Raw genomic sequence first — 21142 nt, forward strand, 5'->3', positions numbered from 1 at the left:
CGGTCACCACCGCCACGCGCCAGTCATCTGCAACGAGACAAGGGACGTGGGTTGCTCAAGTCTGCCCGCAAGCAGGAGAAAGCGGACAAGGACGCCGAAGGGCGGATGCCTCTTGTCGAGCACCTGCGTGAGCTGAGAAACCGTCTGCTGAAGTCGGTCCTGGCGATCCTCGTGATCACCGTCGTGGCGGCCTTCTTCTACAAGGACCTCATCGACTTCATGCTGAAGCCGATGCTGGACTCCGTCGGCTGTACCGACGGCGTCGTCTCGCAGCGCAACGGCCGCCCCTGCGCCGACATGACCGTCAACGGCCTCATCGCGCCGTTCTCGATCGCCCTCAAGGTCTCGCTCGCCGCCGGTGTGGTGCTCTCCGCTCCGGTGTGGCTCTACCAGCTGTGGGCGTTCACCGCCCCCGGTCTGCACGGCCACGAGAAGAAGTACGCGATGAGCTTCGTCGCGATCGGCGCACCCCTGTTCGGCGCGGGCGCCGTCCTCGCGTACAAGATCCTCCCGCAGACCGCCACGATCCTCCTGGAATTCACCCCCGATCACGCGCGCAACCTGCTGCCGGTCGACGACTACCTCGACCTGGTCACGCGCATGGTCGTCGTCTTCGGCCTGGCCTTCGAGCTGCCGTTGCTGCTGATCCTGCTGAACATCACCGGGGTCCTCACCGGCAAGCGGCTGGCGAGCTGGTGGCGGGCCATGGTCCTCGGCATCACCGTCTTCGCCGCCTTCGCGACCCCGACCGGTGACCCGCTCACCATGCTGTCGCTGGCCGCCCCGATCGTCGGGCTCTACTTCGTCGCGCTCGCCGTCTGTCTGGTCAATGACCGCCGACGCGCCCGCAACAACCCCGACGCGGGCCTCGACGACGACGAGGCCGCCGAACTGGACCTCACCCCGGCGCCCGTCGGCGCCATGGAACCCGTCGCCGCCCCGTCCACGCTGCCCGAACAGGCCGACGGCGGACGCCAGCGGATCAACGGTTACGACGACGCGACCTGACGGATGGATTGCGCCGGGTGACCGCCGAGATCACCCTCTTCGTCAATCCCACCGCCGGACGCGGCCGGGGCGCGCGGGCCGCGCAGCCGGCCGCTTCGGCGCTCCGGGCGGCCGGCCATGAGGTCAGGACCGTCGTCGGCACCGACGCGGCCGACGCGCTCGCACGACTGCGCGCCGCGGTCCGCGACGGCACCGGGGCGGTGATCGCGGTCGGCGGCGACGGGCTGGTCTCCCTCGCCCTCCAGGCCCTGGCCGGCACGGACGTCCCCCTCGGGGTGGTCGCCGCCGGCACCGGCAACGACTTCGCCCGCGCGCTGGGCCTGCCCGTACGGGAACCCGGGCGGGCGGCACGGCAAGCGGCCGAGGCCCTCAAGGAGGGCCGGATCCGGGAGACCGACCTCGGCCGCGTTCGCGGCGGCTGGTTCGGGACCGTGCTGTGCTCCGGCTTCGACTCCCGCGTCAACGACCGCGGCAACCGGATGCGGCTGCCGCTCGGCAGGTTCCGCTACGACCTGGCCCTCGCGCTGGAACTGGCCGCGTTCCGGCCCGCGCCCTACCGGATCACCCTCGACGACGGGCCGCCCATCGAGACCGGGGCCGCGCTGGTCGCCGTCGGCAACGGGTCCTCGTACGGCGGCGGGATGCGCATCTGCGCGGACGCCGTCACCGACGACGGCCTCCTCGACGTCACGGTCGTCGGGAACTGCAGCCGCCGGACCCTGCTCCGGGTGTTCCCGCAGGTCTACAAGGGCGCGCACCTCGACCATCCGCGGGTGAGCGTCCACCGGGCCGCCAAGGTCACCCTGGAGGCGGCCGGGCTCGGCGCCTACGCGGACGGCGAGCCCCTCGGAGCCCTCCCGGTGACCGCCGAGTGCGTCCCCGGGGCCCTGCGGCTGCTCGCGTAAATGATCGCGACTGTTGTCGGAGGCGACGGGTAGGCTCGATACCAAGATGACCGAAGAACTCTCTCCCGCCGAGCGGTACGCCGCTGCCCGGATCCGCGCCGCCGAAGAAGCCACCTCACTGGCACCCTTCCGCGAGATGTACGAATTCGACCTGGATCCGTACCAGGTCGAGGCCTGCAAGGCACTGGAGGCGGGCAAGGGCGTCCTGGTGGCCGCCCCGACCGGCTCGGGCAAGACCATCGTCGGCGAGTTCGCCGTGCACCTGGCCCTCCAACAGGGCCGCAAGTGCTTCTACACGACGCCCATCAAGGCCCTGTCGAACCAGAAGTACGCCGACCTCGTCAAGCGCTACGGCGCCGACAAGGTGGGCCTGCTGACGGGTGACAACAGCGTCAACGCCGACGCCCCCGTGGTCGTGATGACCACCGAGGTGCTCCGCAACATGCTCTACGCGGGCTCGCAGGCGCTGCGCGGCCTCGGCTACGTCGTGATGGACGAGGTGCACTACCTCTCCGACCGGTTCCGCGGAGCCGTCTGGGAGGAAGTGATCATCCACCTCCCCGAGTCGGTGACCCTGGTCTCCCTCTCCGCGACCGTCTCCAACGCCGAGGAGTTCGGCGACTGGCTCGACACCGTGCGCGGCGACACCGAGGTCATCGTCTCCGAGGAGCGGCCCGTACCGCTGTGGCAGCACGTCATGGCGGGGCGTCGGGTCTACGACCTCTTCGAGGAGGAGTCCGACCACGGAGGCCGCGGCTCCGGCCGCCGCGAGGTCAACCCCGACCTGCTGCGGATGGCCCGTGAGGAGAACAGCCGCACCTACAACCCCAAGGACCGCCGGCGCGGCAAGATGGTCCGCGAGGCCGACCGCGAGCGCGAACGCCGCTCCCGCAGCCGGATCTGGACCCCCGCCCGCCCCGAGGTCATCGGGCGGCTGGAGAACGACAACCTGCTGCCGGCCATCAACTTCATCTTCAGCAGGGCGGGTTGCGAGGCCGCCGTCCAACAGTGCCTGTACGCGGGCCTGCGGCTCAACGACGACTCCGCGCGGCTGAAGGTCCGTGAGATCGTCGAGGAGCGGACCGCCTCGATCCCCACCGAGGACCTGCACGTCCTCGGCTACTACGAGTGGCTCGAAGGCCTGGAGAGGGGCATCGCCGCGCACCACGCGGGCATGCTGCCCACCTTCAAGGAGGTCGTCGAGGAACTCTTCGTACGCGGCCTCGTCAAGGCCGTCTTCGCCACCGAGACCCTCGCCCTGGGCATCAACATGCCCGCGCGCACGGTCATCCTGGAGAAGCTCGTCAAGTGGAACGGCGAGCAGCACGCCGACATCACCCCCGGCGAGTACACGCAGCTGACCGGCCGGGCCGGGCGGCGCGGCATCGACGTCGAGGGCCACGCGGTGGTGCTGTGGCAGCGCGGCATGGACCCGGTGGCACTGGCCGGCCTGGCCGGTACCCGTACGTATCCGCTGCGCTCCAGCTTCAAGCCCTCCTACAACATGGCCGTCAACCTGGTCAGCCAGTTCGGGCGGCACCGCTCGCGCGAACTGCTCGAAACCTCCTTCGCGCAGTTCCAGGCCGACCGGTCCGTCGTCGGCATCTCCAAGCAGGTGCAGCGCAACGAGGAGGGCCTGGAGGGCTACCAGGAGGGCATGACCTGCCACCTCGGGGACTTCGAGGAGTACGCGGGACTGCGCCGCGACCTCAAGGACCGCGAGACCGACCTGGCCAAGCAGGGCGCGGCGCAGCGCCGGGTGCAGGCGGCCGGTTCCCTGGAGCGGCTCAAGCCGGGCGACGTCATCCACGTGCCGACCGGCAAGTTCGCCGGGTTGGCGCTCGTCCTGGACCCGGGCGTGCCGGCCGGACGGGTCAACGGACACCGCGGGCACGAGTACACCGAGGGTCCGCGCCCGCTCGTCCTCACCGCCGAGCGGCAGGTCAAGAGGCTCGCCGCGATCGACTTCCCGGTCCCGGTCGAGGCCATCGACCGGATGCGGATCCCGAAGACGTTCAACCCCCGTTCGCCGCAGTCCCGCAGGGACCTGGCGTCCGCGCTGCGCGCCAAGGCGGGCCACCACGCCCCGGAACGGCACCGGCCGGGCCGGGCCGCGGCGGCCGACGACCGGGAGATCGCCCGGCTGCGGGCCGCGCTGCGGGCCCACCCCTGTCACGGCTGCGACGAGCGCGAGGACCACGCCCGTTGGGCCGAGCGCTACCACCGGCTCAAGCGCGACACCCAGCAGCTGGAGCGGCGCATCGAGGGCCGGACGAACACCATCGCCCGCACCTTCGACCGGATCCACGCGCTGCTCACCGAGCTGGACTACCTGCGCGAGGACGAGGTGACCGTGCACGGCAAGCGGCTCGCCCGTCTCTACGGCGAGCTGGACCTGCTGGCCTCGGAGTGCCTGCGCGAAGGCGTGTGGGAAGGGCTGAGTCCGGCCGAACTGGCGGCCTGCGTATCGGCGTTGGTCTTCGAATCGCGGCAGGCCGACGACGCGGTGGCGCCGAAGGTGCCGGGCGGCGCGGCGAAGGCGGCGCTGGGCGAGATGGTCCGCATCTGGGGTCGGCTCGACGCGCTGGAGGAGGAACACCGCATCAACCAGGCGGAGGGCGTGGGCCAGCGGGAGCCGGACCTCGGCTTCGCGTGGGCGGCGTACCAGTGGGCCTCCGACAAGAGCCTGGACGAGGTGCTGCGCGAGGCCGAGATGCCGGCGGGCGACTTCGTCCGCTGGTGCAAGCAGGTCATCGACGTCCTCGGGCAGATCGCGGCTGCGGCGCCGTCGTCCTCCGCTCCGCCGTCCTCGGCCGGCGGGAGCACGGTGGCGCGAAATGCCCGTAAGGCCGTGGACGGACTGCTTCGGGGCGTAGTGGCCTACAGTTCGGTCGGCTAGGCGCTTTTGGGGCTTCCTCCTAGACCCGTCATGGCCGGATCTCATCTCTTGCCATGATCGATTCGTCGTGTCCTGTGCGACGATCGGCGCATGAGTGCGGGAACGGACGAAGGACCGAGACGGGTCGGTCGGCCACGCGCCGACCAGTTGAGACCGGATACCGGCCGGCCGCCGCGCGAGGAACTCCTGTGCGCGGCGGCCGAGCTGTTCACGGTGCGGGGGTACGGGGCCACCACCACGCGGGCGGTCGCCGAACGGGCCGGAATGCGGCAGGCCACGATGTACCACTACTTCAGTGGCAAGGAGGAACTCCTCGCCGAACTCCTGGAGTCCACGGTCGCACCCTCACTGGTGCTCTCCCGGCGGCTCCTCACCGAGACGGGCCGGCCGGCGGCCCGGCGGCTGTGGGAGCTGTGCCGCTCGGACGTCCTGCTGCTGTGCGGGGGACCGCACAACCTGGGCGCCCTCTACCTGCTCCCCGAGCTGCGCGGGCAGCGCTTCGGGCAGTTCCGGCGCATGCGGGCCGAACTGCGCGACACCTACCGGACCTTGCTCAAGGGAACTTCCGTCGGCGCCGAACTGGCCGGGGACAAGGCCGGCCTGACGCTGCGCAACGATCTCGTCTTCGGGCTGATCGAGGGCGTCATGCTGATCCACCGCTCCGACCCGGCCCGCCCGCCCGCCGCGTTCGCGGAGGCCGCCGCCGACGCCGCGCTGCGCATCGCGGGTGTGGCGGAACCGCCCTAAGGCCTGTCGTCAAAGGGACGTAGGGCCCGTTTCCCAGCCGGGGCGGTCGGACCAGGCCCTGAGGGTGAGGCCGGTCTCCAGGTGGTGGGCGAGGCCCGTCACCGGGTCGGTGAAGGCGAGGGTCCGCGCCAGCAGCTGGAGCGGACGGCGGTAGTCGGCCGGCTCGACGGGCTCCGCGACCACCGGGTAGACGGGGTCGCCGAGGATGGGCAGGCCGAGGGAGTTCATGTGCACCCGCAGTTGGTGGGTGCGGCCGGTGTGCGGGGTCAGCCGGTAGCGGCCCAGGCCGCCCCGGACGTCGGTCAGCTCGACCAGGCTCTCCGCGTTGGGCTCCGCGCCCGGGACCTCGGTCGCCGCCATGACGCCCCGGACCTTCTCGATGTGGCTGCGGACCGTGCGGGGCAGCTCCACCGCCGGGTCGTGGACCGCGAGGGCCTCGTACTCCTTGCGGACCTGCCGGTTCTGGAACAACAGCTGGTAGGCGCCGCGGTCCTCGGGGCGGATGCTGAACATGACCAGCCCCGCCGTCATCCGGTCCAGCCGGTGCGCCGGGCTCAGCGTCGGCAGGTCCAGTTCCTGGCGCAGCCGGGCCAGGGCGGTCTGGAAGACGTGGCTGCCGCGCGGGGTGGTCGCCAGGAAGTGCGGCTTGTCCACCACCAGCAGGTGTTGGTCCCGGTACACGACACGGATCGGGAACGGCACCGGCGGTTCCGCGGGCATGTCCCGGTGGAAGAAGATCCAGCCGCCCGGCTCGTACGGGTCCTCAGGGCGCAGCACCCGGCCGCCCGGGCCCACGACCCGGCCCGCCGAGAGGAGCCGGGCCATCGACTCGGCGCCGCGGGTGCCGGCGTAGCGCTCGGCCAGGTACGCGCCGAGGGTCGGCCACCTGTCCTCCGGGTCGGGAGGCAGCCGTAGCCGGACCGGGTCGATGCCGGAGAGCTGGGGCAGGGGCGAGGGCGGCACGTGGGATCTGCGGGTCATCAGGGACCAGGGTAGGCGGCTACTCTCGGGTGAAGGTGCCCAGGTGGTTCTCGTCCAGGTACTCGACGCGGACCGTGCCGTCGGAGAAGGTGACCCCGGTGCGGCCGACGGCGTTCTCGCCGGAGGTCACGAAGCTGAAGGTGTCCCCGTCGTAGTGGGTCAGCGGGAAGCGCTTGGGGCCGGGACCGAGGGAGAGGGTGAGGCCCTTGCCGTTGCCCCGGTCCTTGCCGTCGGAGGTGACGGTGAGCGGGCCGTAGAACGCGTTGTCGTACGTGCCGGTGTACGCGCCGGAGTCCTGCGCCGGGCGGGCGCCCGCCGGCGGTCGCGCGTAGTCGGTGCGGGAGCGGTTCGCGTCCTCCGCCCGCGCGTAGAGGGAGGCGGTCAGCGCCAGCCAGTCGGTGCTCGGCCTGCCGTGCTCGGCGGTGTCGAAGAAGTCGAGGGCGACGGCGTCGGCGAGGCCGACGGGAGCGCCGTTGGTCAGGACGACGATGCCGAGCTGCTCCAGGGGGAGCAGGGTGACGTTGGAGTTCGCGCCGAGGTCGAAGGCCCCGGAGTGGCTCAGGCGCAGCCGGCCCGCCTGGTCGTAGCTCACGTTCCAGCCGAGGCCGTAGAACTGCGGGGTGCCCTGGGGGGTCCGGTCCTGCGCGACGATCTCGGGGAGGTGGGTGCGGGCGAGGGCGTCGGCCGGGATGACGCGCTTGCCGTCGAGGGTGCCGCCGGAGAGCTGGAGGCGTAGCCAGCGGGCCATGTCGCGGGCCGTGGAACTGACCCCGCCGGCCGGGGCCTGGGCGTCGGCGTCCCGGACGAAGCGCGGGCTCCAGGTGCCGTCGGGGTTCTTGACGTGGCCGTACGCGCGGTCGGGGGCGTTCGCGTAGGCGGAGAACTCGGTGCTGGTACGGGTCATTCCGGCGGGCTTGAACAGGGTGTCGTCGCTGAGCTTCTGCCAGCCGGCGCCGTGGTCGCGGGCGACGGCCTCGGCGGCGGCGGTGAGCCCGAAGTTGGTGTAGGCGTAACTCGCGCGGAAGGGGGTCAGGGGCTCGAAGCGGAGGTGGTCCAGGATGTACGGCTGCTCGTGGCCTAGGTCCTCCAGGAGGTCCCCGGCGTGGTCGGGGAGGCCGCTGCGGTGCGAGAACAGGTCGGCGGCCGAGACGTGGGCGGTGACCCAGGGGTCCTTGAGGGCGAAGCCGGGCAGGGTCCGGCCGAGGGGCGTGTCCCACGCGTCGGGGGAGGAGAGCGCGCCGGCGACGACGGTGGAGGAGATCGGCTTCGAGAGGGAGGCCAGTTGGAAGACCGTGTCCGCATCGACGGCGCCGCCCTCGCCGGTCCTGCGGACGCCGTAGCCCTGGAGGTGGACCACCTTGTCCCGGTGGACCACGACCACCGAGACGCCGGGAACACCGGTGCTGCGCATGCCGTCCCTGACCGTCGTGTCGAGGCGGGCGAGCGCGCCCGCGACGTCGGTGTCGGTGAGGAGCGGCTTGGGGGGAGGGGGCGGCGTCGGGGCCGCCGGGGCCGCTGCCGCGGAACCCGTCGCGACGAGGACGAACGCGGCCCCGGCCAGCCCGGCCGCGCGGAGCGTACGCATGCGGACATTGTCCCGCCGAACGGGCGGTCCCGCCCTCCGGCGGCTGCGGGGGGCGGGATGGGGTCGGCCCGGGGCTTGCCCGGCGGAGCTTGAGGATCCGGGGTGGGGAAAGGTTCCCTCAGGCGGCGGCGCGGGGGCGGAGGTCCTGTTCGGCCTCCACCGAGGCGTTCCAGTCCCGCTTGATCGCGCGCCAGCCCTCGTCCGTCTCGCCCTGGCGCCAGTAGCCCGAGATCGACAGGCGCTCCCGCGGGACGCCGCGGTCCAGGCGCAGGTGGCGGCGGAGTTCCTTCACGAAGCCGGCCTCGCCGTGGACGAAGGCCTGCACGTCGCCGGAGGGGAACACGAAGGAGGTGACGGCCTCCACGAGGGCCGCGCCCACCGGGCGGTCGCCGCGGTGCAGCCACACCGGCACCACGCCGTCCGGGGTGGCGAACTTCTGCTCGTCGGCCGGACCGTCGATCTCCACGAAGGCGTGGACCCGCGCACCCACCGGCATCCGCTCCATCGCGGCCGCGATCGCCGGCAGGGCGCTCTCGTCACCGGCCAGGAGGTGCCAGCCGGCCAGCGGGTCGGGTGCGTACGCGCCACCGGGGCCGAGGAAGTGGACCAGCTCGCCGGGCTGGACGCGGGCCGCCCACGGTCCGGCCAGGCCCTCGTCGCCGTGGACGACGAAGTCCAGGGTCAGCTCCAGGTGCGCCGGGTCCCAGTGGCGGACCGTGTACGCGCGCTGGCGCGGCCAGAACTCGCGGTGGTGGGTGGAGCGGATCCGCTCCAGGTCCCAGGGCTCCGCGTACCGCACGCCTTCGGGCGCGAACAGCAGTTTCACGTAGTGGTCGGTGTACACACCCGCATCGAAGCCCGACAGTCCGTCACCGCCCAGCACGATCCTGACCATGTGCGGCGTCAGCCGCTCGGTGCGTACGACCACTGCGGTGCCGACAGTGCGGGCGCGTCCTTCTGCCACGGCGTCTCCCTGAACTCCCCTGAAACTTAGGATTACCTAAGTTAGCACCTCATGAGAGCAGCGCGCTGCTCAGGCGCGAGATCGCTCCGCCCAGACCCCACCGATGGGCGAGCGCGTCGACCACCTCGGGCTGCGCCGGAACCCTTGGCAGCGCCGGGTCGAAGGCCGGGAGCGGGACGTCCGAGGCCACCTGCACGACCTTCGGCGCCACCGCCAGATACGGCCGGGATTCATCCAGCCGCTTACGCTGTGTGGGGGTCAACTTCGACTTCGGGTCGTCGATCGCGGCGATGACCCCGGCCAGGTCCCCGTAGGCGTCCAGCAGCTTGGCGGCGGTCTTCTCGCCGACACCGGGAACGCCCGGCAGACCGTCGCTCGGGTCGCCGCGCAGCAGCGCCAGGTCCGCGTACCCGGCGCCGTCCACGCCGTACTTCTCGCGCAGCCACGCCTCGTCGGTCACCTGGAGCATCCCCACGCCCTTGAGCGGGTACAGGACGCGGCGCCGCCGTGCGTCGTCGACCAGCTGGTAGAGGTCCCGGTCGCCGGTGACGATGTCCACCGGCCCGGTCGCGCGGGCGGTCAGCGTGCCGATCACGTCGTCCGCCTCGTACCCGGCGACGCCGACGCGGGCGATGCCGAACGCGTCCAGCGCCGCCTCGATGATCGGCACCTGGGGGGCGAGGGTGTCCGGGGTCTCCTCCACGTCGGGACCGGATTCCGTCTCCTGCGCGACGCGGTGCGCCTTGTAGGAGGGGATCAGCTCCACCCTCCAGTGCGGCCGCCAGTCCGCGTCCATGCAGGCCACAAGGTCGTCGGGGTGGTGGTCCTGGACCAGCCGGCCGATGAAGTCGAGCAGCCCGCGGACGGCGTTGACCGGGGTGCCGTCGGGGGCCTTCACGGAGTCCGGAACGCCGAAGTAGGCGCGGTAGTAGAGGGAAGCGGTGTCGAGGAGCATCAGGCGTCGTGTCGTCACGCAGACGATGATGCCGCACCCGACCCGGCACCCCGCGGGTCACCCGTGGTGATCGTTTCGTCACTCCAACAGTTGTCCCGCCGCGCGCGTCCGCGATCTTTCCCGGAGGGTGTGACCACTGGCAGGACGTTCTGCCCGCCCGGCCCCCCCCCGTACGAGGAGTTTCGGACGCCCATGCACGTCGTCACCGCTCTCCCGGTCGAGCGCCCGGCCGCCGTCGAACCCGATTCCCCCGCTTGCCGTCGCCGAGTCAGCCCGTCGCCGTGGAGCGGGAGTTGGGCGTCGGGGCGGTTCGCCCGCTGACGGTCCGAGTCTGCGTCGGCCGCCGGGAGGGGGCTCGCCGGGCCGCCTCGTCGCGTCCGTCGGGCCGTCGGGCCGTCGGTCCGTCAGCCCGCCTGTCCGTCCGGCTGTCCGCATGCGCCCGTCCGCCCGTGTCGGCCCCTCGCCCCCCGCCCCCGGCGGGGGCCGGCCGGGGCACGGGTGTCGTTCCCCCTCGGCGCCGCCGTCGCGCCTTCCCCCGTCACTCACCCAGGAGCCCCCATGGACGCAGCCCCGCCCTTCGGCCCCGCCCGCAGATCCGTCCTGGTGGCCGGGGCCGCCACCGCCGCGCTCACCGCGTGCCCCTGGGCCGCGGAGGCGGCCGCCCCCGTCACCGCGGCCCTCCCCGGCGACCCGGCCGGCGCCGTTCCCGCCGGACGGGCCGCGGCCGGGGCCGCCGTCGAACTGCCGCTGCGCGGCGACCGCGACACCCAGGGCGACGTCCTGGCGGGGTCCCGCAAGGACCACGCCTGCCTGCTGCTGCTGCACTTCCGCGGCGCGGGGATGGCCCGCCGCTGGCTCGGCCGACTGCTGCCCGAGATCTCCACCACCGAGGAGATGGCCCGCTTCAACGCGGCCTTCAGCGCCGCGCGGGTGAAGTCCGGCGGCACCGACCCCTCCTCCCTGTCGGCACTGTGGACGAGCCTGTCCCTCACCCACCCCGGCCTGCGCCTGCTCGCCGGGCGCGACCCCTTCCCCGCCCTGCCCGCCGGCGGCACCGCCGAGGCGTTCAGCCAGGGCGCCGCCCGCCGCGCCGAGGCGCTCGGGGACACCGGGCCCAGCGCCCCCGACTCCTGGCTGTTCGGCGCCGAGGAACCCGGCCGGGCCGTCCACGCCGTCCTCGGCCTGGCCGCCGACGATCCCGGCCGGCTCGCCGAGGCCGTCGCCCGGCACCGGGACGCGGTCCGGGCGGCCGGCGGATCGGTCGTGTTCCGGCAGGACGGGGCGACCCTGACCGGGGCCCTGCGCGGGCACGAGCACTTCGGGTTCGCCGACGGGATCAGCCAGCCCGGCGTACGGGGCTTCGACGAGCCCGACCCGGCCGGCGCGGCCACCGTGCTCGGGAAGCCCGGCACCCGGATCGTGCCGGCCGGTGAGTTCGTCGTCGGGCAGGAGAAGGTGGGGCGGCGACCCGCCGGACTGCCCGCCTGGGCCACCGGGGGGTCCTTCCAGGTGGTCCGCCGGCTCGCCCAGGACGTGCCCGGCTGGTGGGACCAGGCCGGAGAACGGCTCGCGGAACTGAAGAAGGCCGGTGCCGCGCCGCCCGAGGCGACCTCGACCTGGCTCGCCGCCCGCATGGTGGGCCGCTGGCCCGGCGGCACCCCCATCGCGGGTTGCCCCGCCGCCGAGAAGCCCGGCCCGCCCGGACGCGACCCCGACGCCGACCTCACGTACGGGGACGACCCGCAGGGCTGGCTCACGCCGCTCTTCGCGCACATCCGCAAGGGCAACCCGCGCGACGGCCTCGTCACCGTTCCCGGCCGTCCCCCGCTGGCCGCCGCCGAACTGGACGGGCGCCGCATCATCCGCCGCGGCATCCCGTACGGACCCGCCTACGACCCCGCGGCGCCGCAGGGCGGCGCCGGCGGCCCGGACAGCCCGCGCGGCCTGCTGTTCATCGGCTACCAGGCCGACCTCGTCCAGCAGTTCGAGTTCGTCGCCAAGCGGTGGATCAACGACGTCGACTTCCCGCCCGGCCGCAACCCCCGCGTCGGGGCCGACCCCGTGCTCGGCCCCGAGTCGCCGGTCGCCTTCGAGACCCCCTCCGACAGCGGCGGCCGGGCCACCACCCTCAAGTTCGGCCGCTTCGTCCGTACCGAGGGCGCCCTCTACGCCTTCACGCCCTCCCTCACCACCCTGCGCCGCCTCGTCGACGGCGGCCTCGACGCCTCCATCGAGGTCCACCCCGGCACCGTCCTGCGGGTCGGGGACGTCCTCGACGCGGGCGACGCCCGCCTCGCGTTCGGCGCCGACGGGGACCTCGTCCTGCTGGACCGCGACGGAGGTCGCCCCTGGAGCACGGGCACCGCGGGGACCGGCCACGACGCGCACTTCTCCCGCGACGGGGAGCTGAGCGTGCGCGACGACGCCGCCCGCACCGTGTGGAGCAGCGGCACCGCCGGCCACCCGGGCGCCCGGCTGCTGGTCCGCCCGGAAGGCGACGTCGTGATCGTCGACGGCGACCGAGTGCTGTGGCGGGCCCCCGACGGCGACGCGGGGTGACCGGGAGGATACGGGATGCTGCCGGGGGCCGGGCCCCGTACGCCCTTGCACGCGAATCCGGGGCCGGTTGCTGCGTAAGGTGCTTACAGCACACCGATGTGCGATGAGGACAGGGGAGGGCAGCCCCGAAATGAACGACAAGGAAGACGGAAACATCGCGGACGGCACGGGCGGCGGGAACCTCGGGAACGGTCCCGCCGCCGGAAGCGACAAGGAGAAGGACTCCAAGGAACCGCTGCGGGTGGGAGTGGCCGTCCGCAAGCGGCGCCGTGCCCTGCACCTGACCCTCGCCGCCGTGTCGGCGCGCAGCGGTCTGTCGGTGCCCTTCCTGAGTCAGATAGAGAACGAGCGCGCCCGCCCCAGCATGCGGTCCCTGGAGCGGGTCGCCGATGCCCTGGAGACGACCGCGGTCGAGCTGCTGGCCGCCTCCGACACCGCGCGCACCGTGGACCTCGTGCGCGCCGGCGACGAATCGGGCCTCACCCCGGTGCCCGGCGTACGGCCGCTCGTTCGCGGACACCACCAGCTGCACGCGCTGGAGTTCACCGGGGAGCAGGACGCCGGACGCGAGTACCAGCACCGCAACGACGAGCTGATGTACGTGATCTCCGGTGCCTGCCAGGTGGAGGCAGAGGGGCGGGCGTACCGGCTGGAGAGCGGTGACGCCCTGTTCCTGTCGGGCGGCGTGCGCCACCGCTGGCGGGCCACCGGCGAGGACACCCGGATCCTGGTGGTCGCGGTCGGAGACCACATCCACGCCACGTCCGAGCCCCCGTCACCGGGGCACTGATCCCGTGCGCGTCGTCTCGCTCGTGCCCTCGCTGACCGAGGCCGTCGCGGTCAGCGCGCCCGGCCTGCTCGTCGGGGTGACCGACTGGTGCACGCATCCGGCGGACCTCGGGGGCGCCGTGCGGATCGGGGGGACGAAGAACCCGGACGTACGGGCGGTCCTGGGGCTGCGCCCCGACCTGGTCATCGCCAACGAGGAGGAGAACCGGGCCCCCGACCTGGCGGCGCTGCGCGAGGCCGGGGCGGAGGTGCTGGTCACCGAGGTACGGGACCTCCCGCAGGCGCTGTCCGAACTGGACCGGGTCCTCGTGGGGGCGCTGGGGCTGGAGCGGCCCGGGTGGCTGACGGACGCCGCGGAGGCCTGGGCGAGGGCCGAGCCGGTGGGCGAGCTCACCGCGGTCGTGCCGATCTGGCGCAGGCCCTGGATGGTGCTGGGTCGGGACACCTTCGCCGGGGACCTGCTGGCCCGCCTCGGTGTGCGCAACGTCCACGCCGGGCACGCCGAGCGGTATCGGAGGATGCCGGCGGAGGCGGCCGCGCACGGATGCGACCTGGTGGTCCTGCCCGACGAGCCCTACCGGTTCACCGCCGGGGACGGGCCGGAGGCGTTCCCCGGCCTGCCCGCCGCGCTGGTCAGCGGCCGCCACCTGACCTGGTACGGGCCCTCGCTGGCCGAGGCGCCGGCGGTCCTGGCGGCGGCCCTGGGGACGGCGCTGGGCTGAGTGCCGGCCGCGTTCGCGCGGGGCGGGGGGTCAACGCGGTGCGGCGAGCAGCCGGCCGCCGAACAGGCCGCGCAGGGTGTGTCCGGCGGCGAGCAGCCAGGCGACGAGCAGACCGGCGAAGAGGGCCGCGGCCAGCCAGGAGAAGGCGGTCAGGCCGGTGTGGCGGGCCAGGCCGGCGGCGCCGGTGACGCAGGTGCCCATGGGGAAGGTCAGCGCCCACCAGGTCATCGCGAACGGCATCCCGGCGCGGGCGGCGCGGACCAGCATCGCCGACGCGAGGGCGAGCCACAGCAGGGCGAAGCCCATGACGGGGACCCCGTAGACGACCGCGAAGGCGCCGAACGCTCCGGCGTACGGGCCCTGGACGGCCCCCGGAGCCACGTCGGCGAGCTGGTTGACGGCGGTGACGGACTGGCCGAGGGGACCCAGGACGAGGAACAGGGCGGGGGTCAGCGCCAGCGGCAGCGGGCCGCTGACGATCAGCCGACCGAGGATCAGGGGGAGCAGCATCAGGGTCGCCAGCAGGCTGACGCCGAACATGGCGTAGCAGGCGAGCAGCATCGCCTCGCGGGGCTGGCCCGCGGGCAGGTGCGGTATCAGCAGCGGGCCCACGGCGGCGGAAACCATCGGGGCGACCACGGGCAGCAGCCAGACGGGAGTGGCCTGGGACGCGCGGACCTCGTGCCTGACCACCATCAGGTAGGGCACGACCACGGCCATGACCAGGGCGATCACGGTCCCGGTGGAGAACAGCACGATGTCGGCGGCGAGCGCGGCGCGCTCCCCGATCAGGTCCCTGCCGACGGTCATGGTGCCCGCGCCGACGGCCAGCAGGGCCATCGACAGGCAGCCGTAGAAGGGTGCGACGGCCGGATCGAGCAGGTGGGCGCGGGCCTGGTCGCGGTGGTGGAGCCAGTGCCCGCCGCGGGCGGCGAGGAGGACGACCAGGGCGACGGCGGACAGCGCCCACATGAGTTGGCAGACCGTGCGCTGGCCGGGCAGCTGGTAGGGGAGGGACGCGCCGGCGTTGGCGATGATGGCCGTACCCATGACGGAGGCGTACCAGTTGGGGCCGAGGTGACGCAGCGCCGGGGCCTTGTGGGTCCGGGGCGCGGTCGCGGAGCGGGTGCTGGTGGTGCGGCTGCTGCCGGTGGTGCCGGTGGTGCCGGTGGCGCGGGTCGGCGCGAGGGTGGTGGCCATGGGTCCAGCCTCGTCCCGGTGGCCGGGGGCGGGCAGAGGCCGCGTTCCTATGAGGCCATAAACTGATGTTATGGGTAACGACGAGTGGGTTCCGCTGGCGCACCGCGTACCGGACCTGGGCGCGCTGGAACTGCTGCTCGCGGTGGCACGCGTCGGCAGCCTGAGCGGCGCGGCGCGGCGGCTGGGCATCACCCAGCCCGCCGCGAGCAGCCGGATCCGGGCGATGGAGACCCGGCTGGGCGTGGCGCTCGTCGACCGGTCCCCGCGCGGGTCGACCCTCACGGCCGAGGGCGCGCTGGTGACGGACTGGGCCCGACGCGTGGTGGAGGCGGCCGAGGCCTTCGACGCGGGGGCGCAGGCGCTACGGGGCCGCCGGGACTCGCGGCTGCGGGTGGCGGCCAGCATGACCATCGCGGAGTACCTGCTGCCGGGGTGGCTGATCGCCCTGCGCGGGGAGCGGCCCGGGACGGCGGTGTCGCTGCACGCCGGGAACTCGGCGGACGTCGCGCAGCGGGTCCTCGCGCACGACGCGGACCTCGGCTTCGTGGAGGGACTGTTCGTCGCGGAGGGGCTGGACTCGGCGGTCATCGCGCAGGACCGGCTCGTCGTCGCGGTGGCCCCCTCGCACCCCTGGGCGCGGCGCACCCGGGCGGTGGCGGCGGCCGAGCTGGCGCAGACCCCGCTGATCCTGCGGGAGCGGGGCTCGGGCACCCGGCAGGTGCTCGACGCGGCGCTGGCGGGGTGCGGGGGGCTGGCCGAGCCCCTGCTGGAGCTGGCGTCGACCACGGCCGTGAAGGCGGCGGCCGTGAGCGGCGCCGGGCCGTGCGTGCTGTCGGAGCTCGCGCTCGGGGACGAGCTGGCCGGACGCCGACTGGTGGCCGTGCCCGTCGCCGGCGCCGACCTGGGCCGGGCCCTGCGCGCGGTGTGGCCCACAGGCAACCGCCCGGCGGGCCCGGCCCGGGACCTCTTGTCCCTGACCCGGGCCCGACCCCAGGGCGTGTCGTGAAGCGGTGCCGCGCCCGAAGGGCGCGGCACCGGACGTCGCGGGCCGGGCGAGACCTTCACAACCGCCCTGGTCCCGACCCCCGGTGCCGTCACGGCACCGGGGCGCCGCGCAGAAGTCCCGCCCGTCCCGCGGCTACCGGGTCGTGGCCCCCGTGAGGGCGTACGGGGAGCGGGCGGCGGCCGCTTCGATCAGGGCCGCCATCACCCGGGTGTCCTTGTCGCGCTCCGGATGCCACTGCACGCCGACCACCCACGGGGCGGGGTCGGGGAGTTCGATCGCCTCCACCGTGCCGTCCAGGGCGTACGCGGAGACGACCAGGTCCCGGCCCAGCCGGTCCACCGCCTGGTGGTGGTAGGTGGGTACGTCCGCCTCCTCCGGGACCAGCGCCGCGTAGCGGGTGCCGGCGACCGGTCGGACCGGGTGCCATCCGGCGACGCCCGGGGTGTGGGCGTGGCCGTCGATGTGCTGGACCAGGGTTCCGCCCAGGACGACGTTCAGCGCCTGCATGCCCCGGCAGATGCCCAGCACCGGGGTGCCGGAGTCCAGGGCCGCCGCGAGCAGGGCCAGTTCCCACGCGTCGCGGACCGTCGCCGGGGCGCCGGTGCGGGGGTCGCGCGGGGCACCGTAGTGCACGGGGTCCACGTCGGGGCCGCCCGCGACGACCAGGCCGTCCACCCGCTCCAGGACCTCCGCCGCCCGCCCCGGGTCGTCCGGCGGCAGCAGCACGGCCGCGCCGCCCGCCGCCTGGACGAGCGCGTGGTAGTCGGCGGGGACGAGGGACGTGGGCAGGTCCCACACGCCGTAGCGGGTGGACTCCTCCACGTACGTGGTGATGCCGATGAGCGGCCTGGGCACGGGCTTACCTCCGGTGGTGGTGCCGAACGGTGGGGCTCAGAGGTGGGACGGGTGGGCTCGGGAGCCGACGGGGCTCAGGATTTCAGTCCCGGGTCAACTCCGCCTCGGCTTCCGCCAGCGCGGCGAACTCCTCCTCCGGAGCCGACGCGACCAGTCGGTGGCGGCTGTAGAAGGCGAAGTAGGCGAGGGCGACGGCGTAGACGGCGAGCGCGATGAACGCCGCGTCCTTGTCCACCAGGAAGGTGGCGACCAGGGCCGACAGGGCCAGCACGAACGCGACGGACGAGGTCAGCACGCCGCCCGGGGTCCGGTACGGGCGCTCCAGGCCCGGCTCCCGGCGGCGCAGCACGATGTGCGAGAGGGCCATCAGGGCGTACGAGATCGTCGCGCCGAACACCGCGATGTTCAGCATGCGGGCGCCGTTGCCGGTGGCCGCCGCGAGGGCGAACCCGATCGCGCCGGGAATCACCAGGCCGAGGTACGGAGCCTTGCGCTTCGAGGTGAGCGACAGGAAGCGCGGCAGGTACCCGGCCCGGGAGAGGGCGAACAGCTGGCGGGAACCGGCGTAGATGAGGGAGAAGAAGGAGGCGACCAGGCCCGCCAGCCCCGCGTAGTTCACGAACCGGCTCAGCGCGGTCGGTCCGCCGTCCCCTTCCAGCGCCACGACCAGCGGGTTGCCGGCGGTCCGCACGGCGTCGGAGCCCTGTGCGCCGGTGGCGGCGAAGAAGGTGATCAGGGCGAGCAGGGCGAGGATGCCCATGGAGATGGCGAGGGCCTTCGGCATCGAGCGGACCGGGTCCTTGGCCTCCTCGGCGGCCAGCGGCACGCCCTCGACGCCGAGGAAGAACCACATGCCGAACGGGAAGGCCGCCCAGATGCCGAGGACGCCGAACGGCAGCCAGGAGTTCGCGCCGAACGCGCTCGTGTCGACCGCGATGTCGTCGAGCGAGGACGCGTCGAACTCGGTGAGCGCGCCGATCGCGAAGATCAGCAACGCGGCCACGGCGATGGCGGTGACGACGAGGCTGAAGCGCAGCGCCTCGCCCACGCCCCACAGGTGGACGCCGATGAAGACGACGAAGCAGCCGAGGTAGACCGGCCAACTGGAGGTCAGGCCGAACAGGCCCAGTGACTCGACGTAGTCGCCGATGAAGATGACGATCGCCGCCGGGGCCAGTATGTATTCGATCAGGATGGCGGTGCCGGTCAGGAAGCCGCCCCACGGGCCCAGGGCCCGCCGGGCGAAGCCGTAGCCGCCGCCCGCCGTCGGCAGGATCGTGGACAGTTCCGCGAGGGAGAACACCAGGCAGGCGTACATGACGCCCATCAGCACGGTGGCGATGGCGAGGCCGCCGAAGCCGCCCTTGTCGAGACCGACGTTCCAGCCGGAGAAGTCCCCGGAGACCACGTAGGCGACGCCGAGTCCGGTCAGCAGCAGCCAGCCGGCGCTGCCCCGGCGCAGGGTGCGGCGTTGCAGGTACTCGGCGTCCGCGCCGCCGGGGGAGCCGCCGCCGGGGGAGCCCGAGCCGGGGGAGCCGGACCCGGCTGGTGTCTTGACGGGCACGGGTGCGATGTCGTCGGCCATGTGCGCTCCTGCCTAGGGCAATGGTTGTGAGGCGTACCTTTGCGTCAGGGGAGTGGAGCGCGCAAGACCCCTGCGTTAAACAGGGGTTACGAAAACCTCCCGGTCACTCCTGGTCACGGCGCGTGCGCGCGGGCCCTGACCCCCACGCGAGCCGTCCGTCGCTCACGCGAGGAACCCGCGCAGCAGGGCCGCCGTGCCGCAGCAGTGCTCGCGCATCGTCTCGCGCGCCCCGTCCGCGTCGCCCTCCAGGACCGCCTCGACCAGGGCCGAGTGCTGCTGCTGCGAGTGCTCCAGGTTTCGCACCAGCAGGGGTATGCAGTCCAGCAGGTCGTTCACGCTCGCGCGGACGGCCGCGTACTGGGCCGTCAGCGTGGCGGAGCCGGCCAGTTCGCACAGGGTCAGGTGGAAGAGGGTGTCCTGGCGGCGGTAGTCGGGCAGCGGGGCGTCGTGGGTGGCGGCCAGGGCGCGCAGCAGCCGCTCGGAGCCCTCCTCGGTCAGCCCCTGCGAGGCGCACAGTCCGGCCGCGCCGACCTCCAGCACCTCGCGGAACCTCAGGACGTCCTCGATGTCCACCCCCGCGACCCGTCTGCGCAGCTCCTCCTCGGCGCCGCCCGCCGGGGTGTCGGGGCGGGCCAGGACGAAGGTTCCGCCGTACCGGCCGCGCCGCGCCTCGACCAGGCCCTGGTCCTGGAGCACCTTCAGCACCTCCCGCAGGGTGACCCGGCTGATCCCCATCCGCTCGGCCAGTTCCCGCTCCGGCGGTAGCCGTTCGCCGCCCGGCACCAGGCCCAGTCGGACGACCTGGAGGATCTGCTCCAGCGCCTCCTCGAAACCGTTGCCCGCCCGGACCTGCCGCAGCACCGGATTCAGCCGCGCGATCGAGCCACCCTCGCTCGCCGTGTCGGTCATCTCGGCTCCTCCCCTTCCCAAGCAATGGTTCTATTCAATACCTTAGGCCTCCTCGGCTCACCGAAGGAGAGATTCCAGTGGTAGACCGCAAGCCGCCGCTCGCGCCCGAGGAGCTCCGCTCCCTCGTCGCCAGCGGTGAGATCGACACCGTCGTCCTGGCCTTCCCCGACATGCAGGGACGACTCCAGGGCAAGCGGTTCGCCGCACAGTTCTTCCTCGACGAGGTCCTCGCCCACGGCACCGAGGGCTGCAACTACCTCCTCGCCGTCGACACCGACATGAACACCGTCGACGGATACGAGATGTCCTCCTGGGACCGGGGCTACGGCGACTTCGCCATGCACCCCGACCTCGCCACCCTGCGCCGCATCCCCTGGAACCCCGGCAGTGCCTTCATCCTCGCCGACCTGGCCTGGAGCGACGGCACACCCGTCGTCGCCGCGCCCCGGCAGATCCTGCGCCATCAGCTGGAGCGCCTCGCCGAACTGGGCTACACCGCGATGGTCGGCACCGAGCTGGAGTTCATGGTCTTCCAGGACACCTACGAACAGGCCTGGAACGCCAACTACCGCGCTCTGACCCCCGTCAACCAGTACAACATCGACTACTCCGTCCTCGGCACCGGCCGCGTCGAACCCCTCCTGCGCCGCATCCGCAACGAGATGCAGGCCGCCGGACTCGTCGTCGAGTCCGCCAAGGGCGAGTGCAACCTCGGCCAGCACGAGATCGCCTTCCGCTACGACGAGGCGCTCACCACCTGCGACCAGCACGCCGTCTACAAGACCGGAGCCAAGGAGATCGCCGCCCAGGAGGGCGTCTCGCTCACCTTCATGGCCAAGTACGACGAGCGCGAGGGCAACTCCTGCCACATCCACCTCTCCCTGGCCGACGCCGACGGGCACAACGCGATGGCCGGTGACGGGGAGGGCGCCGAACGCGGGATGTCACCCGTGATGCGGCACTTCCTGGCCGGCCAACTGGCCGCGCTGCGCGACTTCTCCCTTCTCTACGCCCCGAACATCAACTCGTACAAGCGTTTCCGCCCGGGATCCTTCGCCCCGACCGCGGTCGCCTGGGGCGTGGACAACCGGACCTGCGCCCTGCGCGTGGTCGGCCACGGCCGCTCCATGCGCTTCGAGAACCGCCTCCCCGGCGGCGACGTCAACCCCTACCTCGCCGTCGCCGGCCTGGTCGCGGCCGGCCTCTACGGCATCGAGAACCGCCTGGAACTCCCCGAGTCCTGTCCGGGCAACGCCTACACCGCCGACTACGCGCACGTCCCCGCCACCCTCCGGGAGGCCGCGGAACTCTGGGAGAACAGCGAGATCGCCAAGGCCGCCTTCGGCCCCGAAGTCGTGGCCCACTACCGGAACATGGCCCGCGTCGAACTCGACGCCTACGACTCCGCCGTCACCGACTGGGAACTGCGCCGCTCCTTCGAACGCCTGTAACCGGCCGCGGGCGACACCACAC

General features: G+C 73.2%; 17 protein-coding genes. 9 read left to right on the forward strand and 8 right to left on the reverse strand.

The window, feature by feature from the left end; all coding sequences use genetic code 11:
- Positions 1-51 precede the first annotated feature (51 nt).
- The 4 genes from tatC (at position 52) to NOD94_RS17545 (ending at position 5559) form a co-directional block, all read left to right on the forward strand.
- The gene (gene tatC / locus NOD94_RS17530) at positions 52-1008 is read left to right on the forward strand and encodes a twin-arginine translocase subunit TatC (RefSeq protein ID WP_281206888.1); all 957 of its coding nucleotides are present in this window, start codon (positions 52-54) and stop codon (positions 1006-1008) included.
- Positions 1009-1025: 17 nt separating this feature from the next.
- Entirely contained in the window at positions 1026-1913 is an 888-nt protein-coding gene (locus NOD94_RS17535; RefSeq protein WP_281206889.1) for a diacylglycerol kinase, read from the forward strand.
- Positions 1914-1959: 46 nt separating this feature from the next.
- A complete protein-coding gene (locus NOD94_RS17540) occupies positions 1960-4812 on the forward strand; it encodes a DEAD/DEAH box helicase (protein ID WP_281206890.1) in 2853 nt (950 codons plus the stop codon).
- A 90-nt stretch (positions 4813-4902) separates the two neighbouring features.
- Positions 4903-5559 (forward strand): TetR/AcrR family transcriptional regulator, encoded by a 657-nt coding sequence (locus tag NOD94_RS17545; RefSeq protein ID WP_281206891.1) that lies wholly within the window; start codon positions 4903-4905, stop codon positions 5557-5559.
- A 9-nt stretch (positions 5560-5568) separates the two neighbouring features.
- Here the strand turns inward: NOD94_RS17545 and NOD94_RS17550 are convergent, their stop codons facing one another.
- The 4 genes from NOD94_RS17550 to NOD94_RS17565 all read right to left on the reverse strand — a co-directional run bounded on the left by NOD94_RS17550 (position 5569) and on the right by NOD94_RS17565 (position 10044).
- Entirely contained in the window at positions 5569-6540 is a 972-nt protein-coding gene (locus tag NOD94_RS17550) for a pseudouridine synthase (RefSeq protein ID WP_281206892.1), read from the reverse strand.
- Positions 6541-6559: 19 nt separating this feature from the next.
- Positions 6560-8125, reverse strand: a complete 1566-nt coding sequence (locus NOD94_RS17555; RefSeq protein WP_281206893.1) for a serine hydrolase — start codon at positions 8123-8125, stop codon at positions 6560-6562.
- A gap of 118 nt (positions 8126-8243) precedes the next feature.
- Positions 8244-9089, reverse strand: a complete 846-nt coding sequence (locus NOD94_RS17560; RefSeq protein ID WP_281206894.1) for a siderophore-interacting protein — start codon at positions 9087-9089, stop codon at positions 8244-8246.
- A gap of 49 nt (positions 9090-9138) precedes the next feature.
- On the reverse strand, positions 9139-10044 hold the full coding sequence (locus tag NOD94_RS17565) for a 5'-3' exonuclease (protein ID WP_281206912.1): 906 nt from the start codon (positions 10042-10044) through the stop codon (positions 9139-9141).
- A 558-nt stretch (positions 10045-10602) separates the two neighbouring features.
- Between NOD94_RS17565 and NOD94_RS17570 the strand changes: the two genes are divergently transcribed.
- The 3 genes from NOD94_RS17570 to NOD94_RS17580 all read left to right on the forward strand — a co-directional run bounded on the left by NOD94_RS17570 (position 10603) and on the right by NOD94_RS17580 (position 14114).
- On the forward strand, positions 10603-12603 hold the full coding sequence (locus NOD94_RS17570) for a peroxidase (RefSeq protein ID WP_281206895.1): 2001 nt from the start codon (positions 10603-10605) through the stop codon (positions 12601-12603).
- Between the two features lie 241 nt (positions 12604-12844).
- Positions 12845-13393: an XRE family transcriptional regulator gene (locus tag NOD94_RS17575; RefSeq protein WP_281206913.1), complete on the forward strand. Its 549-nt coding sequence runs from the start codon at positions 12845-12847 to the stop codon at positions 13391-13393.
- A 4-nt stretch (positions 13394-13397) separates the two neighbouring features.
- A complete protein-coding gene (locus tag NOD94_RS17580; RefSeq protein ID WP_281206896.1) occupies positions 13398-14114 on the forward strand; it encodes a helical backbone metal receptor in 717 nt (238 codons plus the stop codon).
- Between the two features lie 30 nt (positions 14115-14144).
- On the opposite strand, the gene NOD94_RS17585 is transcribed toward NOD94_RS17580, so the two are convergent.
- Positions 14145-15164, reverse strand: a complete 1020-nt coding sequence (locus NOD94_RS17585; protein WP_281206914.1) for a TDT family transporter — start codon at positions 15162-15164, stop codon at positions 14145-14147.
- Positions 15165-15384: 220 nt separating this feature from the next.
- On the opposite strand from NOD94_RS17585, the gene NOD94_RS17590 reads away from it, so the two are divergent.
- Complete coding sequence (locus NOD94_RS17590; RefSeq protein WP_281206897.1) at positions 15385-16320, forward strand: LysR family transcriptional regulator; 936 nt, start codon at positions 15385-15387, stop codon at positions 16318-16320.
- Between the two features lie 132 nt (positions 16321-16452).
- On the opposite strand, the gene NOD94_RS17595 is transcribed toward NOD94_RS17590, so the two are convergent.
- The 3 genes from NOD94_RS17595 to NOD94_RS17605 form a co-directional block, all read right to left on the reverse strand.
- Positions 16453-17175, reverse strand: coding sequence for a gamma-glutamyl-gamma-aminobutyrate hydrolase family protein (locus NOD94_RS17595; protein WP_281206898.1), 723 nt, complete (start codon positions 17173-17175; stop codon positions 16453-16455).
- A gap of 82 nt (positions 17176-17257) precedes the next feature.
- On the reverse strand, positions 17258-18760 hold the full coding sequence (eat, locus tag NOD94_RS17600; RefSeq protein ID WP_281206900.1) for an ethanolamine permease: 1503 nt from the start codon (positions 18758-18760) through the stop codon (positions 17258-17260).
- A gap of 162 nt (positions 18761-18922) precedes the next feature.
- Positions 18923-19669 (reverse strand): FCD domain-containing protein, encoded by a 747-nt coding sequence (locus tag NOD94_RS17605; protein ID WP_281206901.1) that lies wholly within the window; start codon positions 19667-19669, stop codon positions 18923-18925.
- A gap of 77 nt (positions 19670-19746) precedes the next feature.
- Between NOD94_RS17605 and NOD94_RS17610 the strand changes: the two genes are divergently transcribed.
- The gene (locus tag NOD94_RS17610) at positions 19747-21120 is read left to right on the forward strand and encodes a glutamine synthetase family protein (protein WP_281206902.1); all 1374 of its coding nucleotides are present in this window, start codon (positions 19747-19749) and stop codon (positions 21118-21120) included.
- Positions 21121-21142: the final 22 nt, after the last annotated feature.

Source organism: Streptomyces sp. Isolate_45, assembly GCF_024721315.2.
Lineage (GTDB): Bacteria > Actinomycetota > Actinomycetes > Streptomycetales > Streptomycetaceae > Streptomyces.